Raw genomic sequence first — 16,048 nt, 5'->3', positions numbered from 1 at the left:
ATGACGGCGACGGTTCCGGTCTCCTGGGAGGCCGAGGTCGACCTGGTTGTCGTCGGCGGTGGCGTGGCGGGCCTCACGGCCGCGCGCACGGCCTCGCTGCGTGGGCTGCGCGTGCTCATCCTGAGCAAGGGCGGCCCCACCGACACCTCCACCCAGTACGCGCAGGGCGGCATCGCGGTCGTCGCGCCGCGCGGTGATTCGGTCGACTCGCACGTGCACGACACGGTCGAGGCCGGAGCCGGCCTGTGCGAGGTCGACGCGGTGCGTTCGATCGTGGCGGGCGGGCAAGCGGCGGTGGCCGCGCTGACCGACCTGGGCGCGGTGTTCGATCTCGGGCGCGACGGGCAGATCTCGCGTACCCGCGAGGGCGGCCACAGCACCCGCCGGATCATCCACGCCGGTGGCGACGCCACCGGGGCCGAGGTGCAGCGCGCGCTGAACGCGGCCGGGTTGCCGGTGCTCTTCGGCGCCGCGGCGCTGCGGGTACTGACCGGACCCGGCGGTGTGCGTGGCGTTGTCGCGGTGTCGGACAACGGCTTCGGCCTCGTGCGTACTCCCGCGGTCCTGCTGGCCACCGGTGGGCTCGGCCAGCTCTACGCCTCGAGCACCAATCCGCCCGGCGCGACCGGCGACGGTGTGGCGCTGGCGCTGTGGGCCGGGGCGGCGGTGGCCGATCTCGAATTCGTGCAGTTCCATCCGACGGTGCTCTACACGCCGGGCGGCGTGGGCAGGCGGCCGCTGATCAGCGAGGCCGTGCGCGGGGAAGGCGCGATTCTCGTCGACGCCGCGGGCGATTCGGTGACTGCCGGTGTCCACCCGCGCGGCGATCTGGCACCGCGTGATGTGGTGTCGCGGGCGATCGCGGAGCGGATGCGGGAGACGGGGACCGACCACGTCTTCCTGGACGCGCGCGGCATCGCCGGTTTCGCCCAGCGCTTCCCGACGATCACCGCCTCGTGCCTGGCGGCGGGCATCGATCCCGCGGCACAACTGATTCCGGTTGCCCCCGGTGCCCACTACCAGTGCGGCGGGGTGCTGACCGATACGCACGGACGCACGGTGGTCCCCGGTCTGTACGCCGCGGGCGAGGTCGCCAGGACGGGGCTGCACGGGGCGAACCGGCTGGCCTCCAACAGCCTGCTCGAAGGGCTGGTCGTCGGTGAACGGGCAGGCGCCGCGGCGGCCGAACGACTCGGCATGCACGCCGATGTCGACGAGATCCCTTCGTGGAGTGTGGAATTCGCGGCGCGGTCGGTGGTCCAGCAGGCGATGACCGAGCACGCCTCCGTCGTCCGGGACGGTGCCGGACTCGCGACCGCAGTGGCACGCATCGATGCGGCGCGGTCACTGGTCGCGCTGTTCGACGAGACTCCGACACAGGCCGACGCCTCGAGCGCTCGGGCGCAGGCCGACAGCGCCCGAGCGGGGGCAGACCATGCGTCACGGCTCACCATGGGGTCTCGGGCGGACCGGCTCACCGGAACCGGTTCCGGCGAGCGGTCTTTCGACGCCGCGCGCGTGCTGCGCCGGATCGAGGACGCCGCGCTGACGGTGACCGCCCGTGCGCTGCTGGCCGCGGCCGCGGACCGGGCGGAGAGCCGTGGCTGCCACACGCGTGCGGAGTATCCGGGTCCGATCGAGGAGCAGCGGCGCAGCACCGCGGTGCGCCTGGACGCCGACGGCGGGCTCGACGTGTCCACCATGGCCGTCGACACCGCGCCGGTCGGCACCGGGGCATGATGAGCCGGACATCGGGCCGTTCCGCCGGTCTCGCCGAGCTTCGGCCGCTCGCCCGCACCGGGCACCACGTCGTCGCCGTCGGTCTCGGTGACCTCGGGGACGGTGGCCCGACAAGCAATATCGGCGAAACGATCACCACCTTTGCCGTATCCAACCGGTGCGACACGCACCCGAGAACAGGAGTGCAGTGATGGCTCTGGACGCCGCCCTCGACCGCGAGGAACTGCTGACATTGATCCGTACCGCCCTCGACGAGGACCTGCGCTACGGACCCGACGTCACCACGATCGCGACCGTGCCCGCCGACGCGGTGAGCAAGGCCTCGGTGGTCTCGCGGCAGGTCGGCACCGTCGCCGGTCTCGATGTCGGGCTGCTGGTACTCGACGAGGTGATCGGCGCGGGGAACTACACCGTCACCGACCGCGTCGCCGACGGCACCCGGGTGGAGCCGGGCACGTCGGTGCTGAGCATCGAGGCGCCGACCCGCGCGCTGCTGACCGCCGAGCGGACCATGCTGAACCTGGTCTGCCACCTGTCCGGCATCGCCACCGCCACCGCCGCCTGGGTCGACGAGGTCGACGGCACCGGCTGCGCGATCCGCGACAGCCGCAAGACCCTGCCCGGTCTGCGCGCGCTGCAGAAGTACGCGGTGCGGGTGGGCGGCGGCGTCAACCACCGGATGGGCCTCGGCGACGCGGCACTCATCAAGGACAACCACGTGGTCGCGGCCGGTTCGGTGGTCGCCGCCCTGCGCGCGGTCCGGGAGCTGGCGCCCGACATCGCCTGCGAGGTGGAGGTCGACAGCCTCGAACAGCTCGACGCGGTCCTGGCCGAGAACGTCGAACTCGTGCTGCTCGACAACTTCCCGCTGTGGCAGACCCAGGCCGCGGTCCAGCGCCGCGACGCCACCGCCCCGAACACGAAACTCGAGTCCTCGGGCGGACTCTCGCTCGACCAGGCCGCCGACTACGCCCGCACCGGCGTCGACTACCTCGCCATCGGCGCCCTCACCCACTCGGTCCGCGTCCTCGACCTCGGTCTGGACATGTGACACGACGGCCGGCCGCGTCGCCTGAGCGCTCGCGCGGGCCTGGCCTCTGGAAAAAGCAGGAGGTCGACCGCTCCTCGGTGGCCTACCGTGGGGTCGTGGAATTCGCGCAGGGATGGGACAGCCGTGCGGTACTGGTCGCGGGCCGCTGGGTGGAACGCCGCCCGCGCCGCCCGGAGGTCGCCGAGCAGCTCCGGCGCGAAACCCGAGTGATGCCGTGGCTGGCACCGCTGCTGCCACTGCCCGTGCCCGTCCCGCACCTGTCGAGTGAGACCCCGCTGGTCGTGCGCCACGATCTCGTACCCGGCCGGCCGATCGAGTCGCCCGGCGCCGAGTACGGACGAGCGCTCGGCGAGTTCCTCCGCGCGCTGCACGACAGTCCCGCCGCCGAGGCGATCCGGCACGGATTGCCGCCCGCGACGCGCACCCGGGCCGATCGGGCGGCCGCGGGCGACCGATTCCGCGCCGACGTGATGCCCTTGCTGCCTGCGCGGCACCGGGATTCGGCGGCGGCGGTCCTCGCGGTCCTCGCGGACTCACCCGCCGACACCGTCGTGCACGGTGATCTCGGCCCGGAGCACGTGCTGGTGGACGGCGGGCGGGTGTCCGGGGTGATCGACTTCGGCGACGTCCACCTCGGCGACGCCGCCATCGATCTGGCCTGGCCGCTGTACGGCACGCCGCCGGAGTTCGCCGCGGCGATCGCCGCCGCCTACCGCGTCACCGACGAGCTGCGCGGGCGCGCGCTGCTGTGGCATCGCCTCGGGCCCTGGTACGAGGTGACGCACGGGATGGACATCGGGGACCCCGAGGTGGTCCGCGCCGGCGTCATCGGGGTGCTCGACCGGCTCGCGGAGCCCTCCTGACCGCCGCGGGTCACGGCTCCACGGTGACCTTGATGGCCTCGCCGTTCTCGACGATCGTGAACGCGTCGAGCACCCGCTCCAGGGGGATGCGGTGGGTGATCAGATCCTCGACCGGTACCCGGCCGGTGGCGATGAGGTCGAGCGCGCGCCGATTGTGTTCCGGCGCTGAGCCGTTGGCGCCGTGGATGTGCAGCTGCCGGTAGTGCACCACATTGGAATCGCAGGTGATGGTCGGGTTCGTCTTGGGCAGGCCGCCGAAGAAGGAGATGCGGCCGTTGCGGGCGGCCATCGCGATCGCCTGTTCCTGGGTGATGTTGGCGGCGGTCGCGGTGATCACCACGTCGGCGCCGCGACCGCCGGTCAGTTCGAGCACCCGCTCGACCACGTCGACCTGGGACGCGTCGATCACCTCGTCTGGCTGGACTGCCTTCGCCGAGAGCGTCAGCCGTTCGGCGTTCACGTCGACGAGATAGACCGGGCCGCACCGGTGTACGCCGCGCGCGATCCGGATGTGCATGCACCCGATCGGGCCAGCGCCGAAGATCACCACCGTGTCGCCGGACTCGATCCCCAGCAGTTCCTGGGCATTGATCGCGCAGGCCATCGGCTCGGCCGCGGAGGCCTCGGCGAAACCGACGTTCTCCGGGATCCGGTTCATCCCGTCGACCCGCAGCACCGCCGCGGGCACGATCATGTACTCGGCGAAGCCGCCCTCGTACTGGTAGCCCACCGAGGTCTGGTTCCGGCAGACCGCCATCCAGCCCTTCGCGCATTCGTGACAGGTGCCGCACGGCACCGCCGCGATCACCTGGACGCGATCGCCCACCCGCCAGTCCGTGCCGTACCGGGCGGCCACCTCGGCGCCCACCTCGACCACCTCGCCGGCGATCTCGTGCCCGAGAGTGCGTGGGGGCGTGAGGTTCTGGTGCCCGTTGTGCCGGATCTTGACGTCGGTGCCGCAGGTGGAGCAGTTGCGCACGCGCAGCTTGACCTCGCCGGGACCGCACTCCGGCTCGGGGATGTCCTCCAGGCGGAGATCGTCGGGGGCGTAGTAGCGCAGGGCCTTCATGGAGCCGTTCCTTCCCGCCGTCTCCGGCCGGTGTGAGCTGAGTCGCTGAGACCACGGTAGCGACCATTCGGGCACAAATCCAGACAAATGACTGCCCAGTTATGCCCGAATGCTTGTCAAGATGCCCGATTGTGCGCTCTACTGAGGTGACCAATGTGGCTCGGGTCATATCTGATCGAGTGGTTTCGAGGAAAAGCGATGTCTGTCTCCCCACCGGAAGCCCGCACCGGGCTGCGCGTCCACGTGCAGCGGGTCGGGACGTTCCTGTCCAGCATGGTCATGCCGAACATCGGCGCCTTCATAGCCTGGGGCCTGCTCACGGCCCTGTTCATCGAGAAGGGCTGGATCACCTCCCTCACCGACGCCTGGGGCGCCGACAGCTGGGTGGCCGAGATCGGCGGCTGGGGCGACTACGACGGCGGCGGCATCGTCTCCGCGATGATCACCTATCTGCTGCCGATCCTGATCGGCGCACAGGGCGGCCGGCTGATCTACGGCACCCGCGGCGCCGTCGTCGGCGCGATCGCCACCATGGGCGTGGTCGCGGGCGCCGAGGTCCCGATGTTCCTCGGCGCCATGATCGTCGGGCCGCTCGGCGGCTGGCTGATCAAGAAGCTGGACGGACTGTGGGAGCATCGGATCCGGCCCGGCTTCGAGATGCTGGTGAACAACTTCTCCGCCGGGATCAGCGGCGCGGTGCTCGCGGTGTTCGGCTTCTTCGGGATCGGGCCGGTGGTCACCGCGTTCAGCGAACTGGCGAGCAATGTCGTCGACTTCCTCGTCGACCACAGCCTGCTGCCGTTGACCTCGGTGTTCATCGAACCGGCCAAGGTGCTGTTCCTCAACAACGCGATCAATCACGGCATCCTCACCCCGCTGGGCACCAATCAGGCGGCCGAGACCGGGAAGTCGATCCTGTTCCTGCTCGAGGCCAACCCGGGGCCCGGGCTCGGACTGCTGCTGGCGTTCGTGGTGTTCGGGCGGGGCGCGGCCAAGGCGTCGGCCTCCGGCGCGGCGGTGATCCACGTCTTCGGTGGCATCCACGAGATCTACTTCCCGTACGTGCTGATGAAGCCGAAGCTGATCGTCGCGGTGATCGCGGGTGGGATGACCGGTGTGCTGATCAACGTGGTGTTCGGCTCCGGGCTGCGCGCGCCCGCGGCGCCCGGTTCGATCCTGGCGGTGTACGCGCAGACCGCGAGCGGCAGCTACCTGGGCGTCACGCTGTCGGTGCTCGGTGCGACGGTGGTGGCGTTCCTGATCGCGGCCGTCCTGCTGCGGACCGATCGGGCCGAGGCCGAGCCCGATCTCGCCGCCGCGACGGCCACCATGGAGGCGATGAAGGGCAAGCGCTCGATCGCCTCGACCGCGCTGAAGACCGCCGCGCCGTCGACCATCTCGACGATCGTCTTCGCATGCGACGCCGGGATGGGTTCCTCGGCGATGGGGGCCTCGGTGCTGCGCAAGAAGATCCGCGCGGCGGGGTTCACCGAGGTGAGTGTGGTCAATCAGGCGATCGCGAATCTCACCGACAGCTATGACCTGGTGGTCACCCATGCCGATCTGGCCGAGCGGGCTCGCGGGCGCACGCCCTCGGCCGTGCACGTCACCGTCGACAACTTCATGGACAGTCCCGCCTACGGCGAGATCGTCGAGATGCTCTCCGGGACAGGAGGTTCAGGAGCGGACGCGCCCGAACCGCGACCGGCGGTCTGCCTGCTGGCCGAGGAGTCCATCGTGCTCGAGGGCCGGGCGCGTGACGCGGACGGCGCCATCGACGAAGTGGGCGCGCTGCTGGTGACGGCCGGCGCGGTCGGCACGGACTACGTCGCGGCGATGCACGAGCGCGAGCGCACGGTGTCGACGTTCATGGGCAACGGCCTGGCCATCCCGCACGGCACCCTCGCCGCCAAGGACGGCATCCGGCACAGCGCGATCGCGCTGGCGCGGTATCCGGAGACCATCGAGTGGCGCGGACATCCGGTGGAGTTCGTGATCGGCATCGCCGCCGCCGGGGACGACCATCTCGCGCTGCTGTCGCGGGTCGCGGCCGTCTTCGCCGACACCGCACAGGTCGAACGGCTGCGGTCGGCGGCGACACGCGCGGACATCGCGGCCGTCCTCGGTGCGGTCGACACCCCGGCCGGTGTCGCAGAATAGCCAGGTGGATTCGGAGTCGAGGCAGTCGCTGATCGTCGAGTACGCCCGCGCCCGCGGCCGGGTGGACGTCCTCGGCCTGGCCGACGAACTGCAGGTCGCGGCGGAGACCATCCGCCGCGACCTGCGCGCGCTCGCCGAACGCCGGCTGCTGCGGCGGGTGCACGGCGGCGCCATCCCGCTCGAGAGCGCGGCCTTCGAGTCGAGCCTGGAATACCGCAGCCGGGTGGATCTGGCGCAGAAGCACCGGATCGCCGCGGCCGCCGTCGAGCAGTTGCACGGCGCCGAAACCGTCTATCTCGACGAGGGATTCACGCCGCGGCTGATCGCGGAGAAGCTGGCGGAGCGGGAGCTCACCGTCGTCACCGCCTCGCTGCTGGCGGCCGAGGTGCTCGCCGACAGTCCGGGGATCACGGTGCTGCTGCTGGGCGGCCGGATGCGTGGCCGCACCCTGGCGACCGTCGACCACTGGGCGCTGCGCATGCTGGGCGAGCTCACCATCGACCTCGCCTTTCTCGGGACCAACGGCGTCTCGGTGGAGTACGGCCTGACCACCCCGGATCCGGCGGTCGCCGCCGTGAAGGGGGCGGCGGTCGCGCGGTCACGGCGGCGTGTCCTGGTCGCGGCCGACAGCAAGTTCGGGATGAGCAGTTTCTGCCGGTTCGCCGAGATCGCCGACTTCGAGACACTGATCACCGGGACCGAACTGTCCGCCGCCGAGGCACGACGCTATGAAGCCCTGGGGCCCACGGTGATCCGGGCTTGAGCACCGGGCCGGCCGGAACCACCTGAGCGCATCGTCGACCGCGCCGACCACCTCGACACGGGGCCCGCGGGTCAGCTGGTGAGTTCGCGCTGGAGCGGGGTCCGGAAGCGGGGGATGGCGCGGACATCGCCGAACCAGGCCGTGGTGCGCTCGACGTCGGCGGCGATGAGCTTCTCGGTGTCGGCGCCGACGTCCGCCAGCAGGCGGGTGACGATCTCGCCGTCGGCGCGCTGGGCCCAGCCGCCGACGATGCGGCCGTCGGCCCAGATGCTGGGGCCGATGTTGCCGTTGCGGTCGAACAGGGCGGGCGCGTGCGGGCCGAGGAACCAGTCGCGGGTCTGCCAGCCCATCGGGGTGGGGTCGAGGGCGGGCAGCAGCGCCGCCCACGGTTCGGGAGCCGGGACGGGATCGAGGTCGTCGGTGAGCAGGATGCCGGTGCCGCCGCCGTCGAGTGCCACCTCGGTGATGTCGAGCGCCGCCAAGGCTTTTCGGACTTCGCCGAGGGTCCAGCCCGTCCACCAGGTGAGGTCGGTCATCGGCGCCGGGCCGAAGGTGTACAGCCACCGGCGGACCAGGTCGACGCGTGCCTCGGCGGCGGGGACGGGGGAAAGATCCTGGGGCAGCCAGGTTTCCACGGGCGACCAGGTGTACTGGCTGCTGGTCCAGCCGCCGTTCGGGCGCCCGCGCACGATCCGGCCCTCGGCGCCGAGCACCACCAGCACCCAGGTGGTGATGCTGGTCGGCTTGGAATACGGCTTGCCGGGGGCGGTGTCGATCTGGGTGCGCAGCCGCGGCACCGCCTTGCTCAGCTGGGCGCCGGTCGCGGCGCCCAGCGTCAGCAGCGCGCCGTGCGTCTCCGCCTCGACCTCGGACAGCCAGGCCTGGACGTCACCCTCGACGACGCCCGCCCGCTCGAGGTAGCGGCCGTAGGTCTTGCGCTGCTTGATCGCCAACGCGTCGCAACACGAGGCCTGCAACACCGGAACCAGCTCGGTCGGCGCCACGAACATGGTCCGTCGCATGGCCAGCAGCCGCACCAGCGCGCGGTCGTCGTAGAGGGCCTTCTCGACATCGGCCGGTGCGAGGCCGTTCCCGCGCGCTCCCACCGACAGGTACACCGTCGCCGGGTCGGTCGCGTGCAGCACCACCATCGAGCGCGCGATCTCGACCGGATCGGTCGAGCGGGCCGAGGGCGCGAGCCGATGCCGGGTCGCCAGACGCGCCCGGCGCTGCGCGGTGTCGATCGAAATCATGGGCGGATGGTAGGCCCTGGCACCGACAGATACCGCGTCGGGACATGGCCGTCGCCCACATTCGGCACGCGCGGCCCCCTCAGCCGCTCGTCGCCTGACCGTCGAGCCCGTCGAGAAATTCGGCCACCGCCCGGCGCGAGTCGAGCCGGACGAACGTCACGTCCCCGTAGGCGGGATCTTCCTGCGCGGCAAGATGTCTCGCCCGGTTCGTGGCGTGCGTGGTCCACGCCCACCGGATCACCGACCGCGCCGGGTCACGCGAGAACATGTCACGCCACGCCTCGCGGTTGCCGTTCCAGAGCTCACGCCGGGTCACCGCACGACCGACCGTCCTGGTGACGATCTGGCGCATGACCAGCGACCGTGGCAGATCGAACCAGACCACGGTGTCGGCGCGTCGCCACACCAGGTCACCGAGTTTGGTCCGGTAGTTGCCGTCGACCACCCAGGTGTCCCCGGCGATCCGTTCGGCGACCGCGGCCCGGAATTCGGGGGCGGGCATGGGCGTCCAGCCGGCCTGGTGATGGATGGCGTCCAGTTCGATGTGCGGTATCCCGAGCCGGCGCGCGATCTCGCCTGCCAACGTGCTCTTGCCGGAGCCCGACGTCCCGACCACCGAGATTCTGCGCATTGCCACCACCGCAGTATTCCCGTCGGCGTGGACGGGTTCGAAGTGTCCATTTTGTGCAGAACAGGGTGTGGTCGATTTCACTCCCACGCGCGAATCCCGTTGCTATCGTCCGCTCATGAGTGCAGCGCCACCGGTCGTGACCTCGGCCGAACTGGGCGTGGATGATCAAGAACGGCCCGCGCGCACGCTCGGGGGATTTCCGGCGCGGCTGGTGGCCGTGGTGTCGTTCGGGCTGGCGATGCTCGCGCTGTGGCAGGTGTTCCGGCCGCTGCCGCAGGGCTCCCAGTACTACCTGGTCGTCTTCCTCGCCGTCGCCCTTCCGCTGGTCTTCCTGGCCTACCGGTCCGGGTGGGGCAGGCTCGACAAGGCCGACGGGCCCGCGCCGCTGGACTGGGTGCTGGCCGTGGTCACCGCGATCGTGTGCCTGTATCCGGTGCTGCCGTTCACCCTCGGCGAGGGCGGTGGCGGCTACGACGCGTTCCTCGACCGGCAGGGCATGCTGGCGCCGCTGGACGTGGTGATGGGCGGACTGCTGCTGGTACTGGTGCTCGAGGCCTGCCGGCGCACCACCGGGATCATCCTGCCCGCGGTCTGCCTGGTGTTCCTCGCCTACGGCTACTACGGCGGTCTCCTGCCGCAGAACTGGACGATCGCGCACGCCGGGCTCGATGTCGACCAGATCGTCGACGCGCTGTACAACTCCGGCAGCGGCTTCTACGGCACGCCGCTCGACGTCGCGGCCAGCTACATCGTGCTGTTCACCCTCTACGGCGCGGTGCTCGAATTCTCCGGCGCCGCACGGTTCTTCGTCGACCTCTCGGTCTCGCTGTTCCGCCGCTCGCACAGCGCGGCCGGACGCACGGCCGTCGTCTCCGGCTTCCTGCTCGGCACCGTCTCCGGCTCGGGCACCGCGACCGCGGTGAGCACCGGCGCGGTGACCTGGCCGATCCTGCGCCGGGCTGGCTATCGGCCCGAACAGGCGGGCGGGATGCTCGCCGCCGCCGGTGTCGGCGCGATCCTGTCCCCGCCGACGCTCGGTGTCGCGGCGTTCATCGTCGCCGAATATCTCGACGTGGCGTACGTGACGGTGCTCGGCTGGGCCCTGATCCCGACCCTGCTCTACTACCTCGGCATCCTGCTGTCGGTCGAGATCGACGCCCGCCGCATCCACGCCGAGGGCCGCGCGCCCGCCGACCTGGCCGACGGGCCGCTGCCGACACCGTGGTGGAAGCTGCTGGGGCGCTTCGGCTATCACTTCTCCTCGCTGATCGTGATCGTCGTGTTGCTGCTGGCCGGGATGAGCGCGACCCGCGCCGTGGTCTACGCGATGGTGCTCGCCCTGATCCTGGCCGTCCCGGACCGGATCCTGCGCGCCAGGGCGGAAACCCGTGCGGGGGAGGAGGGTTCCGGCACACCGCGGCAGGGCTGGTCGCGGCGGGAGGTCGGCGCCTTCGTCCTCGACGCTCTGCGGGCCCTGGCCTACGGCATGCGCTCGGCGCTGCCCGTGGTGGCGGTGTGCGCCGCCGCGGGCGTGATCACGGCGATGACCACCAAGACCGGACTCGGCGCGCAACTGGCGTCGCTGCTGGTCAAGGCCGGTTCGGTGCTGTCGGACGACCCCGCGGTGGTGCTGGCGACCACGGCGGTGCTCGCCGCGGTCGCGCTGTCGCTGCTCGGCCTCGCGGTGCCGGTGACGGCGTCGTTCGTGATCGGCTGGGTGATCATCGGGCCCGCGCTGCTGGATCTTGATGTCGCCGCGCCCGCGGCCGCCATGTTCGTCTTCTACTTCTCGGTGCTCTCGGAGGTGACGCCGCCGACCGCGCTGGCCGCGGTCGGCGCGGCCGCGGTCACCGGGGCCAAGGCGGTGCCGACGATGTGGGCGGCACTGCGCTACGCGCTGCCCGCCTTCCTGGTGCCGCTGATGTTCGTGCTCACCGACTCCGGCCAGCACCTGCTGGGGCGCGGCGCGCTGCTCGACGTGCTCTGGGTGAGCGCGGCCGCCTGTGTCGGCGTCGCGGCGCTGGCGGCGGCGACCGGCGGCTGGCTGTTCGGTGTCGGCGCCATCGGGCCGATCCCGCGCGGACTGGCCGCGGCGGCCGGGCTGACCTTGCTGTACCCGGCTCCGACCGCGACCGCGATCGGACTCGCGGTGCTGGTCGTGGCCGTGCTCGCGGGCGCGGTCGACCGGATGCGGCGTCGAACAGCCACGGACACACCGTGATCCGTGGACATCAGCGGGCGGCAGCGTGGCCGTCGACGAGAGGGGATCTCATGGTCAGAACAGTTGTCACCCTGGTCGCGGTGTCGGCCGCGGCCGCCCTGCTCACCGGCTGCGGTGGGCGCCAGGACACCCCGACGGCCGACGGCGGCGGCGAGGTGACCTGTGAGGTGAAGCAGGACACCAGGATCGGCATCGCCACCGGCAACGCGACCGGGGTCTACTTCGCGCTCGGCAACGCCTACGCCGAACAGGTCTCGGCCGCCACCGACGGCAAGGTCAAGGCGACCGCCGCCGAGACCGGCGCCTCGGTGCAGAACATCCAGCAGGTCGTCGGCGGCACCTACCAGGTGGGATTCTCGCTGGCCGACACCGCCGCCGACGCGGTCCAGGGCAAGGGCAGCTTCACCACCGCGCAGCCCGTGCGCGCGCTGGCCCGCCTCTACGACAACTACACCCAGGTGCTCGTGCGCACCGACGCAGGCATCAACTCCCTGGCCGACCTGCGCGGCAAGCGGGTGTCCACCGGATCGCCCAAGTCGGGCACCGAGGTGATCGCCCAGCGGGTGCTGCAGGCCGCCGGGCTCAACCCCGACACCGACGTCTCCGCCCAGCGGCTCGACCTGACCAAGACCGTCGACGGGCTCAAGGACGGCTCGATCGACGCCATGTTCTGGTCCGGTGGCCTGCCGACGCCCGGCATCACCGACCTGTTCACCACCGCCAGGGACAAGGTGCGCTTCCTCGACATCACCGGGGTGCTGCCGAAGCTGAAGGAGATCAACCCGGTCTACGAGACGGCGCCCATCCCGGCGGCCACCTACGGCCTCGCCGCCGACGTGCCCACCATCGTGGTGCCCAACCTGCTCGTCGTCCGCGAGGACCTCGACGCCAACCTGGCCTGCGTGCTCACCAAGACGTTGCTGGATCGCAAACCCCAGCTGGAACAGGCGAACCCGGCCGCCAAGGGCATCAACGCCGATACCGCGAGCAAGACCGCTCCGGTGCAGCTGCACCGCGGGTCCGAGGTCGCGCTCGGCTGATCCGGCGTCGAAGCGTGCCGCCCGGTTCGGTGGGCCGGGCGGCCGGTCACGGCAGGAGTCCGTGGGGCACGGGCGGCAGGCTCGACGCGCCGGGTGAATCGGGAACAAGGGTCGCCGCGCGGCGGTTGTGCGTCGTATGACCGATGCCGTGCACCGCGATGACCGCTGGCTGGGTGAAGACCTGGACCTCGACGCCTACCTGTCCAGGATCGGCTACGAGGGGCCGCGCACGGCCACCGTCGACACCCTGCACGCCCTGGTTCACGCCCACACCACCACGATCCCGTTCGAGAATCTGGAGATCATCTTCGGTCGCGGGATCCGGCTGGACCTGGACGCGTTGCAGGACAAGCTGATCCGCCGCCGTCGCGGCGGCTACTGTTTCGAGAACGCCGGACTGTTCGCGGCCGCGCTGGAACGCTTCGGCTTCGGTGTCTCCGGGCTGAGTGGACGGGTCACCTATGGCGCGTTGGCCACCGGGGCGCTGCGCCCGGCCACCCACGCGCTGCTGCGGGTGACCACGCCCGAGGACGATCGCGTGTGGATCTGTGACGTGGGCTTCGGCTTCGGTCCGCTCGCGCCGTACGAATTGGTCGACGGGCGCGGCGAATTCACGCTCGGCGACTGGCACTACCGCCTGGAACGGCGCGTCGACGACACCGACGGCGACCTGTGGGTGCTGTTCCAGCGCAGCCACGAAGGCTGGATCGACCGCTACACCTTCACCGAGAACCCGCAGTACCGCATCGACTGGGCCGTCGGCAATCACTTCGTGTCCACTTCGCCGCGTTCGCCGTTCACCACCCGGCCCTTCCTGCAGCGCTTCCTGCCCGAGGTGCATCACGTTCTCGACGACGTGACCCTGACCACCGAATACCCCGACGGCACCGCGCGATCACGCGAACTCGAACCCGGCGAACTGCCGAAGGTGCTGGCCGAGATCTTCGACATCGACCTGGACGAATCCGACGCGGAGACCCTCGTGGCGCTGCCGTGGAGAACCGTCTGACCCCACGCTGATCGACCCCTGACACGGCACGGCGGTTTGCTTCCCCGGTGTCACTACGGCAAATTGGTGGTTACTTGCCGGGAAACATTACCCCGATATCGACACGGGGTCCGATGTGTTGGGGTCCTTCGTGCCGAAAGTTCAGTCCGCGTCCACGCGCGCGCCGGAGACGGCGGTCGTTCGCGACGCCGCCGCCGGACGGCGACAGGACCTGGACGGGCTGCGCGGGGTGGCGATCGCCCTCGTCGTCGCCTTCCACGTGTGGGCGGGCCGGGTCTCCGGCGGCGTCGACGTGTTCCTCGTGCTCTCGGGCTTCTTCTTCACCGGCGCCGTCGTGCGCGGGGTGGAACGGCGCGGCGGGATCGCGGTGGGCGAGACGTTGCGGCGCACCGGGCGCCGGTTGACGCCCTCGCTGGTGGTCGTCCTGGCCGCCATCGCGCTCGCGACGATCGCGCTGCGGCCCTACACCCAGCTGGGGGAGACGGCCGCCCAGACGCTGAGCTCGATGTTCTACTTCCAGAACTGGTACCTCGCCACGGCCGAACTCGACTATCTCGCGCCGGACCCGTCGGTGAGCCCGCTGCAGCACCTCTGGTCGATGTCGGTGCAGGGACAGTTCTACCTGCTGATCCTGGTGGTGCTGGCCGGGTGGGCCCGGCTGCGCGGGCGTGGGCTGATCGGGCGGCCCGCGCTGCTGGTCGCCCTGGTCGGTGGCGGGGCGCTCTCGTTCGCCTACGCCACCTTCGGGTCGGCGAACCACCAGGCCTGGACCTACTACGACAGCGGGGCTCGGGCCTGGGAGCTGCTGGCCGGCGCCGCGCTGGCCGTCGCCGCGCCGTGGCTGCGGTTGCCCCGGCTGCTGGCCGGTCCGGCGGCCGCGCTCGGCCTGCTGATGGTGCTCGCGTGCGGTCCGCTCTTCGACGGCGCCCATCAGTTCCCCGGCGTCGCCGCGCTGTGGCCGGTGGCCGCCGCCTGTTTGGTGATCGCCTCGGGGTTCGGCGTCGCCGGGGCGTCGGCGTGGCCGCACCGGGTGCTGGGCGGCCGGGTCTGCACCGAGCTCGGCGCGATCGCGTATCCGCTGTACCTGTGGCACTGGCCGATCCTCATCTTCTACCTCGCCGAATCCGGCCGTGCCTACGCCGGACTGGCCGACGGCCTGGCGGTGATCGGGGTCTCGCTGGTCGCGGCCTACGCCACCACCCACCTGATCGAGACGCCCCTGCGCCTGCCGCCGCGCGGCCAGGAGGTCGTGGCGCGGCCGCCGCGGCCCGCGGCGGGGCTGGTGGTCACCGTGCTCACGGTCGCCGTGCTGATCTCGGCGGTGGGCTGGCAGGTCGTGTTGCGCGCCAATCCGGCCGTGCCGCCGCAGGCGCTCGACACCGGCCGCTATCCGGGTGCCGCCGCGCTGCTCTCCGGCGCGGACTACCCGCGGGAACCGATGCGCCCCACCGTGTTCGAGGGGCAGGCCGACACCCCGCCGCCCACCACCGACGGCTGCATCACGCCCAACCGGGAGGTCCGCACCTGCGTCTACGGTGACCCCGCCGGTGCCCGCACCATCGCCGTGGTCGGCGGATCGCATTCCGAGCACTGGATTCCCGCGATGGAACTGCTCGGCGCCGAGCACGGGATCCGGATCGTCTCCTACCTCAAGGAGGGCTGCCCGGTCGTGCTCGCCGACGAGCCCTCCTATGCCGACTGGCCGTTCCCCGAATGTCACGAATGGTCGCGGGAGGTGCTCGACCGGCTCGTCGCCGAGCCGCCGGACTGGGTGCTGACCCTGTCCACCCGCTATCGCAAGGACGGCCTCGGCGACGAGGTGCCGGGCGAATACCTCGAGGTGTGGTCGGCCCTGCAGGAGCGCGGGATGAACGTGCTCGCGCTGCGTGACACCCCGCGCCTGCGCCGCGACGGTGTGCTCTACCGCGCCACCGACTGCCTGGCGCACCGCGGCGACGCCGACAGCTGCGGTCTCGACCGCGCGGCGGCGCTCGACGCCGTCGATCCGGCGCGGGAACCGGCGGCCGGGTATCCGAACGTCCACCTGCTCGACCTGTCCGACGCGGTCTGCAGGCCGCAGCGCTGCCGGGTGGTCGAGGGCAACGTCCTGATCTATCGCGACGAACACCATCTGACCGCCAGTTACGCCCGCTCGCTCGCCCCCGAGCTCGGCAGGCAGATCGCCGCGATCACCGGCTGGTGGTAGCGCGCGGGGCCGCCCACGTCGGCGGTGCGGCTACCCTCGGTC

Annotated in this window: 12 protein-coding genes; 9 read left to right on the top strand and 3 right to left on the bottom strand. The window is 71.3% G+C overall.

The features are described 5' to 3' along the window. The 3 genes from AB0H56_RS30025 (at position 1) to AB0H56_RS30015 (ending at position 3,654) form a co-directional block, all read left to right on the top strand. Positions 1-1,740, top strand: coding sequence for an L-aspartate oxidase (locus tag AB0H56_RS30025; RefSeq protein WP_357169550.1), 1,740 nt, complete (start codon positions 1-3; stop codon positions 1,738-1,740). A gap of 190 nt (positions 1,741-1,930) precedes the next feature. After that, the gene (nadC, locus tag AB0H56_RS30020; protein ID WP_357169547.1) at positions 1,931-2,791 is read left to right on the top strand and encodes a carboxylating nicotinate-nucleotide diphosphorylase; all 861 of its coding nucleotides are present in this window, start codon (positions 1,931-1,933) and stop codon (positions 2,789-2,791) included. A gap of 95 nt (positions 2,792-2,886) precedes the next feature. After that, positions 2,887-3,654 carry a phosphotransferase gene (locus tag AB0H56_RS30015; protein ID WP_357169544.1) on the top strand — a complete coding sequence of 256 codons (768 nt, stop codon included), beginning with the start codon at positions 2,887-2,889 and terminating at the stop codon, positions 3,652-3,654. A gap of 10 nt (positions 3,655-3,664) precedes the next feature. Here the strand turns inward: AB0H56_RS30015 and AB0H56_RS30010 are convergent, their stop codons facing one another. Continuing rightward, on the bottom strand, positions 3,665-4,723 hold the full coding sequence (locus AB0H56_RS30010) for a zinc-dependent dehydrogenase (RefSeq protein WP_357169541.1): 1,059 nt from the start codon (positions 4,721-4,723) through the stop codon (positions 3,665-3,667). A gap of 198 nt (positions 4,724-4,921) precedes the next feature. On the opposite strand from AB0H56_RS30010, the gene AB0H56_RS30005 reads away from it, so the two are divergent. Further along, on the top strand, positions 4,922-6,883 hold the full coding sequence (locus tag AB0H56_RS30005; RefSeq protein WP_357169538.1) for a PTS mannitol transporter subunit IICBA: 1,962 nt from the start codon (positions 4,922-4,924) through the stop codon (positions 6,881-6,883). A gap of 4 nt (positions 6,884-6,887) precedes the next feature. Then, positions 6,888-7,646 carry a DeoR/GlpR family DNA-binding transcription regulator gene (locus tag AB0H56_RS30000; RefSeq protein ID WP_357169535.1) on the top strand — a complete coding sequence of 253 codons (759 nt, stop codon included), beginning with the start codon at positions 6,888-6,890 and terminating at the stop codon, positions 7,644-7,646. A 71-nt stretch (positions 7,647-7,717) separates the two neighbouring features. On the opposite strand, the gene AB0H56_RS29995 is transcribed toward AB0H56_RS30000, so the two are convergent. Both AB0H56_RS29995 and AB0H56_RS29990 read right to left on the bottom strand, forming a co-directional pair. Further along, on the bottom strand, positions 7,718-8,899 hold the full coding sequence (locus AB0H56_RS29995; RefSeq protein WP_357169532.1) for a winged helix DNA-binding domain-containing protein: 1,182 nt from the start codon (positions 8,897-8,899) through the stop codon (positions 7,718-7,720). Between the two features lie 79 nt (positions 8,900-8,978). Then, entirely contained in the window at positions 8,979-9,530 is a 552-nt protein-coding gene (locus AB0H56_RS29990; protein ID WP_357169628.1) for a hypothetical protein, read from the bottom strand. 115 nt (positions 9,531-9,645) lie between these two features. Between AB0H56_RS29990 and AB0H56_RS29985 the strand changes: the two genes are divergently transcribed. The 4 genes from AB0H56_RS29985 to AB0H56_RS29970 all read left to right on the top strand — a co-directional run bounded on the left by AB0H56_RS29985 (position 9,646) and on the right by AB0H56_RS29970 (position 16,006). Next, positions 9,646-11,751, top strand: a complete 2,106-nt coding sequence (locus AB0H56_RS29985; protein WP_357169529.1) for a TRAP transporter fused permease subunit — start codon at positions 9,646-9,648, stop codon at positions 11,749-11,751. A gap of 50 nt (positions 11,752-11,801) precedes the next feature. Further along, positions 11,802-12,791 (top strand): TAXI family TRAP transporter solute-binding subunit, encoded by a 990-nt coding sequence (locus AB0H56_RS29980; protein WP_357169526.1) that lies wholly within the window; start codon positions 11,802-11,804, stop codon positions 12,789-12,791. Positions 12,792-12,927: 136 nt separating this feature from the next. Next, positions 12,928-13,800 (top strand): arylamine N-acetyltransferase, encoded by an 873-nt coding sequence (locus AB0H56_RS29975; RefSeq protein ID WP_357169523.1) that lies wholly within the window; start codon positions 12,928-12,930, stop codon positions 13,798-13,800. A 130-nt stretch (positions 13,801-13,930) separates the two neighbouring features. Then, positions 13,931-16,006 carry an acyltransferase family protein gene (locus AB0H56_RS29970; RefSeq protein ID WP_357169520.1) on the top strand — a complete coding sequence of 692 codons (2,076 nt, stop codon included), beginning with the start codon at positions 13,931-13,933 and terminating at the stop codon, positions 16,004-16,006. Positions 16,007-16,048: the final 42 nt, after the last annotated feature.

The organism is Nocardia sp. NPDC050717 (assembly GCF_040654275.1).
Taxonomy (GTDB): domain Bacteria; phylum Actinomycetota; class Actinomycetes; order Mycobacteriales; family Mycobacteriaceae; genus Nocardia.
The sequence above is the reverse complement of the archived record's forward strand: the minus strand, read 5'-3'. Positions and strand labels throughout refer to the sequence as shown.

What these genes read in the sequence shown, in the direction of transcription:
- AB0H56_RS30005 (WP_357169538.1), top strand. Translation starts at nt 4,922, where the DNA reads ATGTCTGTCTCCCCACCGGAAGCCCGCACCGGGCTGCGCGTCCACGTG.
- AB0H56_RS30025 (WP_357169550.1), top strand. Translation starts at nt 1, where the DNA reads ATGACGGCGACGGTTCCGGTCTCCTGGGAGGCCGAGGTCGACCTGGTT.
- AB0H56_RS29980 (WP_357169526.1), top strand. Translation starts at nt 11,802, where the DNA reads ATGGTCAGAACAGTTGTCACCCTGGTCGCGGTGTCGGCCGCGGCCGCC.
- AB0H56_RS30010 (WP_357169541.1), bottom strand. Translation starts at nt 4,723, where the DNA reads ATGAAGGCCCTGCGCTACTACGCCCCCGACGATCTCCGCCTGGAGGAC.
- AB0H56_RS29975 (WP_357169523.1), top strand. Translation starts at nt 12,928, where the DNA reads ATGACCGATGCCGTGCACCGCGATGACCGCTGGCTGGGTGAAGACCTG.
- AB0H56_RS29995 (WP_357169532.1), bottom strand. Translation starts at nt 8,899, where the DNA reads ATGATTTCGATCGACACCGCGCAGCGCCGGGCGCGTCTGGCGACCCGG.
- AB0H56_RS29990 (WP_357169628.1), bottom strand. Translation starts at nt 9,530, where the DNA reads ATGCGCAGAATCTCGGTGGTCGGGACGTCGGGCTCCGGCAAGAGCACG.
- AB0H56_RS29985 (WP_357169529.1), top strand. Translation starts at nt 9,646, where the DNA reads ATGAGTGCAGCGCCACCGGTCGTGACCTCGGCCGAACTGGGCGTGGAT.
- nadC (WP_357169547.1), top strand. Translation starts at nt 1,931, where the DNA reads ATGGCTCTGGACGCCGCCCTCGACCGCGAGGAACTGCTGACATTGATC.